Annotated in this window: 14 protein-coding genes; 9 read left to right on the forward strand and 5 right to left on the reverse strand. The window is 35.4% G+C overall.

The window, feature by feature from the left end; translation table 11 throughout:
• Window positions 1-81 precede the first annotated feature (81 nt).
• The 4 genes from FQU23_RS11025 to FQU23_RS11040 all read left to right on the forward strand — a co-directional run bounded on the left by FQU23_RS11025 (window position 82) and on the right by FQU23_RS11040 (window position 4,192).
• Entirely contained in the window at window positions 82-873 is a 792-nt protein-coding gene (locus FQU23_RS11025) for an MlaE family ABC transporter permease (protein ID WP_132112906.1), read from the forward strand.
• Between the two features lie 6 nt (window positions 874-879).
• On the forward strand, window positions 880-1,632 hold the full coding sequence (locus FQU23_RS11030; protein WP_147673865.1) for an ABC transporter ATP-binding protein: 753 nt from the start codon (window positions 880-882) through the stop codon (window positions 1,630-1,632).
• An 8-nt stretch (window positions 1,633-1,640) separates the two neighbouring features.
• Window positions 1,641-2,618 carry an MlaD family protein gene (locus tag FQU23_RS11035; protein ID WP_147673866.1) on the forward strand — a complete coding sequence of 326 codons (978 nt, stop codon included), beginning with the start codon at window positions 1,641-1,643 and terminating at the stop codon, window positions 2,616-2,618.
• A 350-nt stretch (window positions 2,619-2,968) separates the two neighbouring features.
• The gene (locus tag FQU23_RS11040) at window positions 2,969-4,192 is read left to right on the forward strand and encodes a sodium:proton antiporter (protein WP_132112912.1); all 1,224 of its coding nucleotides are present in this window, start codon (window positions 2,969-2,971) and stop codon (window positions 4,190-4,192) included.
• 78 nt (window positions 4,193-4,270) lie between these two features.
• On the opposite strand, the gene FQU23_RS11045 is transcribed toward FQU23_RS11040, so the two are convergent.
• Window positions 4,271-5,395: a cysteine desulfurase family protein gene (locus FQU23_RS11045; protein ID WP_147673867.1), complete on the reverse strand. Its 1,125-nt coding sequence runs from the start codon at window positions 5,393-5,395 to the stop codon at window positions 4,271-4,273.
• Window positions 5,396-5,481: 86 nt separating this feature from the next.
• Between FQU23_RS11045 and FQU23_RS11050 the strand changes: the two genes are divergently transcribed.
• A complete protein-coding gene (locus FQU23_RS11050; RefSeq protein WP_147673868.1) occupies window positions 5,482-6,441 on the forward strand; it encodes a hypothetical protein in 960 nt (319 codons plus the stop codon).
• A gap of 87 nt (window positions 6,442-6,528) precedes the next feature.
• On the opposite strand, the gene FQU23_RS11055 is transcribed toward FQU23_RS11050, so the two are convergent.
• Together FQU23_RS11055 and FQU23_RS11060 are read right to left on the reverse strand one after the other, a co-directional pair.
• Window positions 6,529-7,080, reverse strand: a complete 552-nt coding sequence (locus FQU23_RS11055; RefSeq protein WP_147673869.1) for a Smr/MutS family protein — start codon at window positions 7,078-7,080, stop codon at window positions 6,529-6,531.
• Complete coding sequence (locus FQU23_RS11060) at window positions 7,073-7,264, reverse strand: hypothetical protein (RefSeq protein WP_147673870.1); 192 nt, start codon at window positions 7,262-7,264, stop codon at window positions 7,073-7,075. The genes FQU23_RS11055 and FQU23_RS11060 overlap by 8 nt, the downstream gene beginning before the upstream one ends.
• 209 nt (window positions 7,265-7,473) lie before the next feature.
• On the opposite strand from FQU23_RS11060, the gene FQU23_RS11065 reads away from it, so the two are divergent.
• The 4 genes from FQU23_RS11065 to FQU23_RS11080 all read left to right on the forward strand — a co-directional run bounded on the left by FQU23_RS11065 (window position 7,474) and on the right by FQU23_RS11080 (window position 10,239).
• Complete coding sequence (locus tag FQU23_RS11065; protein WP_147673871.1) at window positions 7,474-7,752, forward strand: DUF2752 domain-containing protein; 279 nt, start codon at window positions 7,474-7,476, stop codon at window positions 7,750-7,752.
• Between the two features lie 349 nt (window positions 7,753-8,101).
• Window positions 8,102-8,893: a serine O-acetyltransferase gene (locus FQU23_RS11070; RefSeq protein ID WP_147673872.1), complete on the forward strand. Its 792-nt coding sequence runs from the start codon at window positions 8,102-8,104 to the stop codon at window positions 8,891-8,893.
• Between the two features lies 1 nt (window position 8,894).
• Window positions 8,895-9,782: a cysteine synthase CysM gene (gene cysM, locus FQU23_RS11075; protein WP_147673873.1), complete on the forward strand. Its 888-nt coding sequence runs from the start codon at window positions 8,895-8,897 to the stop codon at window positions 9,780-9,782.
• Window positions 9,783-9,786: 4 nt separating this feature from the next.
• The gene (locus FQU23_RS11080; RefSeq protein WP_147673874.1) at window positions 9,787-10,239 is read left to right on the forward strand and encodes a GNAT family N-acetyltransferase; all 453 of its coding nucleotides are present in this window, start codon (window positions 9,787-9,789) and stop codon (window positions 10,237-10,239) included.
• Window positions 10,240-10,307: 68 nt separating this feature from the next.
• Here FQU23_RS11080 and FQU23_RS11085 read toward each other — a convergent pair whose 3' ends face one another.
• A complete protein-coding gene (locus FQU23_RS11085) occupies window positions 10,308-10,718 on the reverse strand; it encodes an OsmC family peroxiredoxin (protein WP_147673875.1) in 411 nt (136 codons plus the stop codon).
• A gap of 175 nt (window positions 10,719-10,893) precedes the next feature.
• Window positions 10,894-12,708, reverse strand: a 1,815-nt coding sequence (locus FQU23_RS11090) for an MBG domain-containing protein (RefSeq protein WP_147673876.1), incomplete at its 5' end; no start/stop codon positions are given.

Below are 12,708 nucleotides of genomic sequence, written 5' to 3' on the forward strand. Positions count from 1 at the left end.
CCAGTTTAACAAATTCAAAATAACTGATAATCAGTGGAATATTCGTATATTTGAGTAGCTCCTTATTATAAAAATTAATTCATGACACCTATGAATCCTATTTTTAAAATAATAAAACTGATCCAATCTTTCTTGCTTGAAATTGGAGAACTTTCCTTCTTTGCGGGTCGCTTTTTTAGAGAATCTTTTAGACGTCCCTTTGAATTTAAAGAGTTCCTTCGCCAATGTTTTTACATGGGAAATCGATCCTTATTGTTGGTTGCTGTAACTGGATTCATCATTGGTTTGGTTTTTACCTTACAATCGCGTCCTACCCTTCTTGAGTTTGGTGCCGTTTCCTGGATGCCTTCAATGGTAAGTATTTCGATCATTCGAGAAATAGGACCTATAATAACCGCCTTAATATGTGCTGGGCGTATCGGTTCTGGGATTGGTGCAGAATTAGGGTCCATGCGCGTCACCGAACAAATTGATGCAATGGAAGTATCGGGTACAAATCCATTCAAATACTTAGTGGTTACTCGCATCATGGCTACTACATTAATGCTTCCTATACTTGTGTTTTTTGGTGATGCAATTGCTCTTTTTGGATCGTATTTGGTCGAAAATGTAAAAGGACAGGTGTCTTTTTTACTGTATTTCAATCAGGTTTTTAATGCTTTGGAATTTGGAGACCTAATACCGGCTACCATTAAAAGCTTCTTTTTTGGCTTTGCCATAGGATTAGTGGGCTGTTTTAAAGGTTATTATTGTAAAAAAGGTACAGCAGGTGTTGGTATTGCAGCAAATTCTGCGGTAGTTTTTACTTCGATGCTCCTTTTTGTCATTGATTTTATTGCTGTTTTTGTCACTGATATATTTTATGATTTATAATTAATTATGAATACTACCATTCAAAATAGAAAAGTTATTATCGAGATCAAAGACTTGAGAAAAAGCTATGGTGACAATCATGTTTTAAATGGCTTCAACATGACTTTACACGAAGGAGAAAATCTGGTGATCATGGGTAAATCAGGCTCAGGAAAATCAGTAATGATAAAATGTCTTATCGGGTTAGAAAAACAAGATAGCGGTTCGATAATGGTGATGGGAGAAAAAATTGATGAACTCGACCGAGTAACCTTAGATGAACTCCGAACAGAAATTGGCTTTCTTTTTCAAGGAAGTGCTTTATATGACTCGATGACCGTGAGAGAAAATTTAGAATTTCCCTTGCGTCGTCACACTAAAAAATTTGGAAAACTAAAAGACACCACACCCTTAGTGATGCAGGCTCTTGAAAATGTAGGATTATCACAAACCATAAACTTGATGCCCGAGGAACTTTCGGGAGGAATGAAGCGTAGAATTGCATTGGCGAGAACACTAATTCTTCAACCCAAGATTATCCTCTATGACGAACCTACGACAGGATTAGATCCTATCACTTCCAAAGAAATATTGATCTTGATGAAGTCAATCCAAGAAAAGTACACCACATCAGCATTAATCATAACACATGATGTCGATTGTGCCCGAGTGATCTCAAATCGAATGATTTTACTGGTTGATGGTGTTAATTATGCCGAAGGAACTTTTAATGAACTAGCAACATCGACAGATCCAAAAGTACAGGCTTTCTTTAAATAAGTATAAACATGGAAAAAACGACATCACAAAAAATAAGATTAGGACTTTTTGTAATTATTGGCTTGCTGATTTTTATATTAGCTACCTATTTTATTGGCGATAAGCAAAAAATGTTTGGAAAAACTAATCATTTAGAAACTATTTTTAATAATGTAAATGGTTTACAAATAGGGAATAATGTACGCTACTCGGGCGTAAATGTAGGAACTGTCCTTGGTATCGAAATGATCAACGACACAAGCATCAAAGTGGATATGATTATTGACAAAGCCATCTTTAAACACATAAAAAAAGATGCAGTAGCCACCATAGGCTCTGATGGACTGGTGGGGAGTATGGTCATCAACATTTTACCGGGAAAAGGAAATGAAGCTTCGGCGGAGCCAGGAGATGAAATCATATCTATAAATCGCATTCGAACTGACGATCTTTTAATTACCTTAAGCAAAACCAATGACAACGCTGCCCTTCTCACCAAAAACTTGCTCAAAATTACGGACGAAATGAATAATGGAAAAGGAACTGTAGCACTATTATTGAATGACATTGAAGTGGCAAAGGACTTAAAAGAAACCATGTATTACTTAAAAATTTCAGGAAGGGAAACCTCAAAAGCCACCAATAATTTAAACCGACTTCTTGAATCGATAAACGACAAAGATAACGTTATAGGGCTATTGAAGGATACAGCTGTTGCCAATGATATTAAGACAATCGTTAGTAATTTAGATAAAACAAGTCTCGAAGTAAATAAAGTCGTGACTAATCTAAATAACACCATTGTCAATATTAAAGAGGGAAAAGGTGCACTCAACTACCTTTCTAATGATCCCACGCTTGTCCACACAATAGACTCGACCATGACTAATGTCAATGAAGCGAGTATTAAATTGAATGAAAATTTAGAAGCTCTTAAACACAATTTTCTCTTTCGAGGATATTTCAGAAGGTTAGAGAAAGAAAAACGAAAGGAAAAAACGAAATAGCTAATTTAGGCCGTGCTTGAAATCACTGTATTGAAGACAAACACAGCAATCTTAACTTGCGAACTGAGCCAACCTTGTTATTTTTTACTGCTCGACTAATAATGGAAAAGGGTGTCGAATTACAACAGTTTCTCCCTTCTCTATAAAAATTGGGAACTATAAAAAATTAAAACATATTTAATTCATTTACAAAGTGTTATTGATTTAAAATAATCAGAAACTGTAATTTTTTTTTATTTAATTAAAAAAATATTGATGTTATAACCTTCTAATGTCTTATATTTCAAAACATGAAGCTCCATTATTCCTAATGGAAACTCTAAAAAATTACAAAATATAATTAATTTTCTATGACAATTATAATTTCACTTTGTCTTTTACTACTTATCGCTTACTTATTTGATCTTACAGCTTCAAGGACAAAAATACCTTCTGTTATACTATTATTACTTCTGGGTTGGATCGTTAGAGAAGTAACCTTCTTTTTTAGTATTGAGCTACCAAATCTTACAACTATCCTACCCATTTTAGGTACAATTGGACTTATTTTAATTGTATTGGAAGGTTCTTTAGAGTTGGAACTCAACAAATCTAAAATTGGACTGATAAAAAAATCATCCATAGGGGCTTTCTTGCCTTTGATTGTGCTAGCCTTTTCGCTTGCTTATTTATTCCATTATTATGGAGGATATTCCTTCAGAGATAGTCTTTTAAATGCGATCCCATTTTGCGTTATTAGCAGCGCAATCGCGATACCAAGCGTAATAAACCTTTCTTCGACTCAAAAAGAATTCATCATTTATGAAAGTAGTTTATCTGATATTTTCGGAGTTATTTTCTTCAATTTCATTGCATACAATTCTAGCTTCGGTTTAGAAACATTTGGATATTTTTGTTTAGAAATACTAGTCATAATCGCAATTTCCTTTGTGGCAACAATACTACTGTCTTTTCTGCTCAATAAAATTGAACACCATATTAAATTCGTTCCTATCGTGTTGCTAATCATATTAATTTATGAAGTATCCAAAATATTTCATTTGCCAGCACTTATTTTTATCCTAGTTTTCGGATTGTCAATTGGTAATTTAGATGAACTAAAACATTATAGATGGACCCAGCAATTTAGACTTGACTTACTGAACAAGGAGGTTGCGAAGTTTAAGGAACTGATTATCGAAGCGACTTTTCTGGTTAGAGCCTTGTTCTTTCTTTTGTTTGGTTATTTGATCAAAACTGCCGAAATTTTAAATACGGACACGCTGGTATGGGCTGGAGGAATTGTAGCTATACTTTTTACTTTGCGTTTCATCCAACTTAAAATATCTAAAATCCCTTTATTCCCGTTGCTTTTTGTAGCGCCACGAGGACTTATTACGATCTTATTATTTTTAGGAATCGCACCAGAGCATTCGATAATGCTAGTCAACAAATCTTTAATTATTCAAGTAATCCTGATGACTGCAATTATAATGATGCTGGGATTAATGATTACTGCCAAAAAAAGAAAAACAATTCTAGAAGAAAGAAGAAAAGCACAGGAGGAATCCATGGACGAAAACATAGTAGTCTAAAAAAAAACGTCTCCTGAACTAGCTGCAAATAATATTTAAACTATTTGAAGGCAGTGTTCACGAGACGTTTGTTTTTTTTTAAATGCTTTTTAAAGCATCCATCAACAAGTCAATATCTTCTTTCGAATTATAATGGCTGAAAGAAATACGCAAACTTGGTTTTCTTAAATCATCCTCCGAAAGTATTTCGGCTAATACATGTGAAGCTCTAATACTTCCGCTCTGACACGCACTTCCTCGCGAAACTGCAATTCCTTTCATGTCTAAATGAAATAAAATCATGGCTGTTTTATCCTCTTCGAAAGGTAATAAAACATTCAGTATATTATAAAAACCATCTTGACTTCCGTTTATTACAAATTCTGGAAAATTAATTTCAAGTCGCTCTATTAGATACTTTTTTAGTTCATAAATTTGGGTTCTTTCCACTTCTAAATTACTGTATGAAAGCTCTAACGCTTTTGCCATTCCCGCAATTTGGTGAGTCGCTTCTGTTCCTGCTCGCAATCCCTTTTCCTGTTCGCCTCCATAAAACAATGGCTGTAAACCTGAATTTTTTCGAACAAATGCAAATCCAACACCTTTGGGTCCATGAAATTTATGTGCGCTAGCAACTAGAAAATCTATAGCTAGTTCTTGTAGGTCAATTTCTTTTTTTCCAATAGACTGCACCGTATCAGAATGTAAGAGTGCATTGTATTGTTTGCATATTGGCACCACTCTACTTAAGTCTAAAACAGTCCCAATTTCATTATTGATATGCATTAGACTCACTAGGGTTTTATGATTCTGCGACAATAATTCGACTAAATCCGTAATATCGATTTCTCCATTTGGCTTGACCGCTACATAATCTACCTGAATTCCAAATTCTTTTTGCAATGCATGAACGGTATATAAAACGGCATGATGCTCAATTTTACTGGTGATGATGCGTTGTACTTTCAAGTCTACCACAGCAGAACGAAGGATCCAGTTATTGGCTTCCGTTCCGCAAGATGTAAAAATAATTTCTTGTGCAGCAGCATTCAACTGCTTTGCAATTGATTTTCTAGAAAGTTCCAATATACTTTTGGCATTTCGACCAAAACTATGCGTTGAAGAAGGATTTCCAAAATCTTCTACCATTACTTTTGTCATTTCTTGAATGACTTCTGGCCGTATGGCTGTCGTTGATGCGTTATCGAGGTATATTTTTTTCATTGTTGCAAAGTTATGAAATATCAATTGCGTATTCTCCAATATCAATTGTCATTTTTTTAGCTATTTTTGTAAAAATATATTTTACGATGAAAAGAGTTCTAGGCCTATTGGTTTTTGTATTAGTTTTAAATGGTTGCGACGATGGAAATTTAATTCAGGAAGATATTAACTTCGAAGATGTAACCACTCAAAGTTGCACTACAAATGACATTATTTTCAAACTAAAGGAAAAAGAAGGTCTGCTTCTTGAAATTCCAAGCACTACTTTCGTAAACGAATCCTCAGTCGCTGGCGCACCAACCCTTTTAGATATTAGCAGCAGCAATCGCGTAGTTTATCGCTTTTATGACGGTGTTGTATCGAGCAACAATATCTGCGAAACCATAGCTCCCGCTACTCCAGTAGTAACCGATCAATGGAATGCCACGGCCGGTAAAATACAAATATTTACTAGTGCAGTAAAAACGGTAGATGCAAAGGAGAACAGTAGCCGAATTACAGGTTACAAGCACAACATTGTTTTTAAAAACATCACTTTTGCAAAAAGTAACGGGAATCAAGTATACGAAACTTTCCCTTTTGGTGATTATGTTACCTCTGCAACGCCTTTACCTTTTCTTTTTGATAAGACAGTCGAGAAATGCAACTCCTCTAATTTAGTTTACAATTATACGAGCAGCGAATCTCTGACATTAAATATCGACCCAAGTTTAATTGCTAATGCAGCTACACCTTTAAACTCTCCAAGAACAGGAATCATTGGCACAACATCAAACGTACTAAGCTACCGCTTATTTACAGGTCTTTTAACGGCTGATTATTTCTGCGGAACAACAACACCTACTTCACCTGCAATTAACCAACAATGGGATGCTGTAAGTGGCGTATCAGGAGTTAGCGGGATTGTGGAAGTAACGACAACTACAAATGGACCTACTGCTTTTAAGCATACAATAGTCCTTAAAAAAGTAACTTTAAAGAAAGGAAATAATACTTTTTTATTGGGTGATAATTTTATCTACGGTGATTTGTTGACGACAAATTAAGCAGTAATTATTAGTAAAAAATAAGCATAAAAAATGTCCCGTTTTGTAATCACAAAACGGGACATTTTTTTTACAATTATCCGTGTTCTATTTACTGTTTTGCTTGATAAAAACTTCGGTGGCGCCTTGACCATATTTTTGGTAATTACCTTCCTGAAAAGCAATATTATCATAGCGTCCTAATAAGAAATCCAGCTCTGCTTTTAATACTCCTTCGCCAACGCCATGAATAAAAACGATTTTTGGAATTCGGTTATTTATGGCAAATTCGATGTGACGTTTAGCAGTTTCAGATTGCAAAGTAAGAATGTCATAATTTGACATTCCACGTTTGTTAGGCACTAATTTTTCGATGTGTAAATCGAATTCCGGAGCCTGTCTTTCGTTCTTGTCTTTGCGTTCTTTGACAAAACTTCTCGGTTTTGGAATTGCTTTTTCCTTTTCTATTTCATCTCTATTAATTCTTCTAATAGAATCCATTAAGTTACTGGTTTCGTTTATCTTAATTAATTCGTTGACAGTAAATGTCATCGTGAATCCGTCCTCTGTTTCGATCGTTACGTCATTATTTTTCACAGAAACTACTACTCCATTTATAGCCTCGTCCAGAACTGAAACCTTATCTCCTTTACTAAACATCTTTTTCTTCTTTATCGTGATTATTTTGATTTTTACTCGGTGTTTTAGAACTCAACCGCATCATGCCAAACATAAAAACAGCAAGTGCAATTACGGTGATATACACATTTTTATCGGCACTTACCTGCTCAAAAAAAGCAACAAGTATTGCGACAAACATCATTGGAATTATTAATTTTTTCATTTCTTTACTTATCAGAATCCAAAGGTAACAAAATTAAAATTGGCGCCTTTTTTTATTAAATGGTTTACTGAAATTTTGTAAATTGTACAGACATAAAATCATTAGATTTATACCGTTTACTAGTCCGAATTTACCCTACAATAATTGCATACAAATTAGATTATTTAACGGCATTAACTTAGAACAATTACACTCAAAATAAACTATAAATGGTGTTAGAAAAATATATGATTCCTTGTCTCAGTAAAACACTTTTTGGAATGGAATGTTTGGGCTGCGGTTTTCAGCGATCGTTCCTATTACTTCTAAAAGGAGATTTTACCGCTTCATTTCAAATGTATCCTGCCCTACTTACATCGCTTTTATTTTTAGGATTTCTAGGTTTTCATTTTATTTATAAGGGTATGATCTCTCAAAAGCTAATTGTGATTGTGGCGGTTATTAATGTGCTTTTTATGATTGCTGGTTATTTCTACAAACACTATTAGAGAATATTGGGATAGCAAGAATTGAACTTACTTAGTGGTACAACTCTAACAAAGCATTTATTATTTCGAATTAAATCATACTTACTTCTATTTACTCCTATCGTAAATGTCTCATTAAAGGATAGTGCTTTTCATTACTATGTTAAATAACCAACTTATAAATGCTCATTGTTATAAAATAATGAAGCCAAACAAATTGAAATCAATATATTTGTTTCGTCTTATTTATTGAGACTAATTAACAAAATAACAAGCGTAAAGCTCCTTCTATTTCAATAAGGATTGTTATTGCAGTTATAAGTTACTACGCACTTAAGGCCTTTTCTATTAACAATTCAACACCATAATCATGACAAAAGATCTGATTATTAAAAATATAATCGCATTAAAGGGACAGTCCGTAATTAATTACGGAATCAAAACAAAAATAGAAGATTTTACTGAAAAATTATTTTATACTTTATTTGATGCCAATGCGCCTTTGAACGAAAGTATTGAAGAACTTAAAATTTTATTCAAAGAAATTTCTGTAATTGCATGCAAAAAACCGCAAGGTCAATGCGATGGAATTTGGAATAGTTTTCTTGAAAAACTACCTTCTGTTCTTGAAAAACTAAATCAAGATGCTAATTATTTTTTGGAAAATGATCCTGCTTCCAATAGCTTGGAAGAAGTATATCTTGGCTACCCTGGGTTTTATGCCGTTGCTATTTACAGACTCAGCCACGAGCTCTACCTATTGGATTTACTCCTGTTTTCGAGATTGATGAGCGAATATGCGCATAGAATCACCGGAACAGATATCCATGCTGGTGCTAAAATCGACTTCCCAATTTTCATTGATCATGCCACCGGTATCGTAATTGGTGAAACAACCGTTATCGAAAAATGGGTTAAAATATACCAAGGAGTCACTTTAGGGGCACTTAGCGTAAGTAAAGACATGAAAAACGAAAAAAGACATCCTACGGTGGAGCAAAACGTGTGTATATATGCTAATGCAACCATATTAGGAGGGAATACTACAATAGGTAAAAACAGTATTATAGGTGGGAATTCATGGATTACCAAATCCATTCCCAAAAATTCACTTGTCACGAATACCACAACTACAGAAGTAAAAATAAAAGAACTACGATAGCATGGATCCGCAAAAATTATTAGACCTGATTGGTAATACGCCCTTGGTAGAAACCGTCAATTTGATTAAAAATAAAAATGTAAAATTACTGTTAAAACTGGAAGGAAACAATCCAGGCGGAAGTGTAAAAGACCGCGCAGCCCACAATATGATTGTCTCCGCATTAGAAAGAGGAGACATCAAGAAGGGAGACAAATTGATTGAAGCCACCAGTGGAAACACCGGAATCGCATTGGCCATGATCGCCCAATTATTAAATATAGAGATCGAACTCGTATTACCTGAAGATTCAACCAAAGAACGCACCCAAACCATGCGTGCTTATGGCGCGACGGTAACACTGACTTCTGCCAAGGAAGGAATCCTAGGCTCTAGAGATTATGCCGACAAAAAGGTAGGCGAAGGCGGCTATATCATGTTGAACCAGTTTGCCAATGAAGACAACTGGAAAGCCCATTATAAAACTACTGGTCCAGAAATTTGGAATGATACAAAAGGTGGCGTAACACATTTTGTTTCGGCAATGGGAACTACCGGTACGATTATGGGTACTTCTACCTATTTGAAAGAACAAAATCCGAATGTACAAATTGTAGGAGCGCAACCTAGTGACGGCTCTCAAATTCCCGGTATTCGAAAATGGCCTCAGGAGTATTTGCCTAAAATATTTGATGCCTCAAAAGTAGACCGTATAATGGAAGTAAGCGAAGCTGAAGCTCGCGCCATGACTAAGCGCTTAGCCCTTGAAGAAGGTGTTTTTGCCGGAATGAGCAGTGGCGGATCTGTAGCAGCAGCATTGAAAATAGCCGAAGAATTAGAATCTGGTGTAATCGTTGCCATAATCTGTGACCGCGGTGATCGCTATTTATCCTCTGATTTATTTGATTAAATAAATGATAACATTTTTAAGAACAAACCCAGAAAATATCGATTTCATTCGATTAATTAGCGAACTAGATAAAGATATTGAGATTCGCGATGGTGAAGATCACAGTTTTTATGCCCAATTCAATAAAACCGATAGTATTAAAAACGTAGTGGTTGCCTATGATGGAGATGTAGCTGTAGGTTGCGGTGCTTTTAAAAGCTATAAAGCTGATACTGCCGAAATAAAAAGAATGTATGTCAACCCTGAGCATCGCGGTAAAAAAATAGCTTCAACAATATTACAAGCATTAGAATCGTGGGCTAAAGAACTATCATTTTCCAGCTGTATTCTAGAAACTGGTAGAAGATATCCTGAGGCTATTGTTTTGTATAAAAAGAACGGTTATGCAATTACAAAGAATTATGGTCAATATGACGGAATAGACGATAGCGTTTGTTTTAGCAAATCACTCCACTAATAGAATAACAATAAAAAGTCTCCAATTTACTAATGGAGACTTTTTTGTTTATAATTAAAACCGCTGTTTCACACCAATGTGGCAGTTGTAGAAATGGCAGCATTCAGTAATTTAGAAATTGGGCAATTTTTCTCTGCTTTTGTAACTTGTTGTTGAAAAGCATCATCTGAAATCCCTTTTATTTTAGCATTCACCGTTAGATGAGAACTGATAACGGCTCCGTCAACAAGGTCAATATCGCATTTAGTCTCAATACTTTCAATTTCAAAACCATCTTCGGTAATGTAAGCTGAAAGTTGCATCGTAAAACAACCAGAATGCGCCGCCGCTACTAATTCCTCCGGATTTGTACCCACTCCTTCTTCAAAACGAGATTTGAATGAATATTGAGTGTTTTCTAATGTTTTACTTTGTGTTGTCAATTTTCCAGCACCTTCTTTAAGAGAGCCATTCCATACTGCGGTTGCATTTCTTTTCATAATTGTATTTTTTAGTTTACTCAAATTTAGCTTTTTTAAAATGCGCGGCTTTCTAACTGGAGTTATTTTAACTAAATTTTAAAAGTTATCAATTAATTAATCGGCACCAAAAATCCAACCCAAAATGCATTGGGTTGGGTTGGTTTTTTAAGCTATTCAAAATAAAACATGAAACTTACTTTTTAATCAATCTAATTGTTTTCGTCTCAATTCCTTGATTGATTACTGTTATGTATGAACCCGCTGGTAGGTCTTCACCAAACTGAATGGTTTCACCATTCGTTTTTTCCATTCGTTTCACTGATCTTCCTAACAAGTCAAATACTTGTACTTCAAATTTCTCCTTACTTCCACCTTCAACTTTTAGATTAAATTGATTTTTAGATGGGTTAGGGTAAGCAATGACATTAAATACGCCCTGTACTACAGATTTTGGACTTTCTACGATTTTTGAGCTTATTTTGCCTTTCACTTCGTGGATTACTATTGAGCCGCCACCAAGAACAGTAGAAGCATCGGAATTATCATATGCACCTAAACCATTGTCGTAAACCACTCCGTTATTTCCCCATATCTTAATTCGGAATTGATCAGGAGCTATTCCATTATTCCAATCACCATCTATAGCGGCTAAAGTAAATTTAAACCCTCCAACTCCATTAATAGTTCCATCACCTCGATAAGTTGCTTTTTTACCTGAAATTACCAAACTACCTGATTCATGTAGAGTAGATTTGAAATTTAAATCACCTGCTTTAAATTGGAATTCCGTATTACCTTCTACCTGATTGTTCCCTTTCTTGTACTTGGCATTAAATCCAAAATTGGCTTTACCAATTAACGATGGATTTGCTATATAAGCACCAGCTGGAGAATTAATCCAACCTCCGCCGGTTACAAAACTTCCATTAGGGTCATAGACTGGTATGTACGCCTCTGAAGAGGAACATCCACTTCCAACTGTTGCTGTTACTTTATATACACCTATTCCACTCAAGTTACCAGTTGTTACGGTTGCGGTTGCGGTCGTTGATCCTGCAACAGTCAAAACTGTTTGAGTAAATACAGTCGCATTAGCTTCATTAGTTACTACAAAGGTTACGCTTACACTAGATACGTTTTGAGAAATAGTCGCACTCAATGTCGCTGGATTATTAATTGGAACTGGCTTGCCAGAAGCGGAAGCGTCGATTGTAAGTCCATTGATAGTAAGGTTTGCATAATTAAAAGATATCAGGTAATTGGTATTAGCTAAAGTTCCTATGTTAATTGTATATATATTTCCAGGAGTCTGAGCACCTTCACCTGCAACTCTTGTAAGTCCTCCGGAGAATGATACTATGTGGCCATTATCCAATACTGTACCAACCGCTGGCGATGAAGTAAAGGTAAATGCTGGATCTACCTGACCACAATATTTCGATTTAGCAGCAGCCGTTACTGTAACCGCTAGTTGCGTAATCGCAAAGTTTGATGTTACAAATCCTACCGTATAGTTTGCATCGGCAGCAGCGGATGGTGTAATGGTATAACTACCTACATTCTCTCCTGGTGCTCTTGCAATAGCTACTGCTGTATCTAAATCTGCTTCATCATCGCCATTTACAAATCCTGCAATGGCATAGGTAAGTGTTGGTTCTGTTGCTCCATAAACTTTTGTTTGACCTGTATTTGCTGTTACTGTTAAGTTAGCTTTAGTGATCGCAAAGTTTGATGTTACAAATCCTACCGTATAGTTTGCATCGGCAGCAGCGGATGGTGTAATGGTATAACTACCTACATCCTCTCCTGGTGCTCTTGCAATGGCTACTGCTGTATCTAAATCTGCTTCATCATCGCCATTTACAAATCCTGTAATAGTGTATGTAAGTGTTGGTTCTGTTGCTCCATAAACTTTTGTTTGACCTGCATCGGCTGTAACGGTCAATGCGGCTTTGGTAATTGCAAATTGTGCTGTTGGGAAACTGATGGTATAGTTTGCATCTACTGC

Source organism: Flavobacterium sp. XN-5 (genome assembly GCF_008033395.2).
Lineage (GTDB): Bacteria > Bacteroidota > Bacteroidia > Flavobacteriales > Flavobacteriaceae > Flavobacterium > Flavobacterium hiemivividum.

Bases quoted from the DNA above. Each gene is read 5' to 3' on its own strand.
- FQU23_RS11050 (WP_147673868.1), top strand. From the start codon at position 5,482: ATGAAAAGAGTTCTAGGCCTATTGGTTTTTGTATTAGTTTTAAATGGT.
- FQU23_RS11065 (WP_147673871.1), top strand. From the start codon at position 7,474: ATGGTGTTAGAAAAATATATGATTCCTTGTCTCAGTAAAACACTTTTT.
- FQU23_RS11030 (WP_147673865.1), top strand. From the start codon at position 880: ATGAATACTACCATTCAAAATAGAAAAGTTATTATCGAGATCAAAGAC.
- FQU23_RS11085 (WP_147673875.1), bottom strand. From the start codon at position 10,718: ATGAAAAGAAATGCAACCGCAGTATGGAATGGCTCTCTTAAAGAAGGT.
- FQU23_RS11040 (WP_132112912.1), top strand. From the start codon at position 2,969: ATGACAATTATAATTTCACTTTGTCTTTTACTACTTATCGCTTACTTA.
- FQU23_RS11060 (WP_147673870.1), bottom strand. From the start codon at position 7,264: ATGAAAAAATTAATAATTCCAATGATGTTTGTCGCAATACTTGTTGCT.
- FQU23_RS11025 (WP_132112906.1), top strand. From the start codon at position 82: ATGACACCTATGAATCCTATTTTTAAAATAATAAAACTGATCCAATCT.
- FQU23_RS11080 (WP_147673874.1), top strand. From the start codon at position 9,787: ATGATAACATTTTTAAGAACAAACCCAGAAAATATCGATTTCATTCGA.
- FQU23_RS11045 (WP_147673867.1), bottom strand. From the start codon at position 5,395: ATGAAAAAAATATACCTCGATAACGCATCAACGACAGCCATACGGCCA.
- FQU23_RS11070 (WP_147673872.1), top strand. From the start codon at position 8,102: ATGACAAAAGATCTGATTATTAAAAATATAATCGCATTAAAGGGACAG.
- FQU23_RS11035 (WP_147673866.1), top strand. From the start codon at position 1,641: ATGGAAAAAACGACATCACAAAAAATAAGATTAGGACTTTTTGTAATT.
- cysM (WP_147673873.1), top strand. From the start codon at position 8,895: ATGGATCCGCAAAAATTATTAGACCTGATTGGTAATACGCCCTTGGTA.
- FQU23_RS11055 (WP_147673869.1), bottom strand. From the start codon at position 7,080: ATGTTTAGTAAAGGAGATAAGGTTTCAGTTCTGGACGAGGCTATAAAT.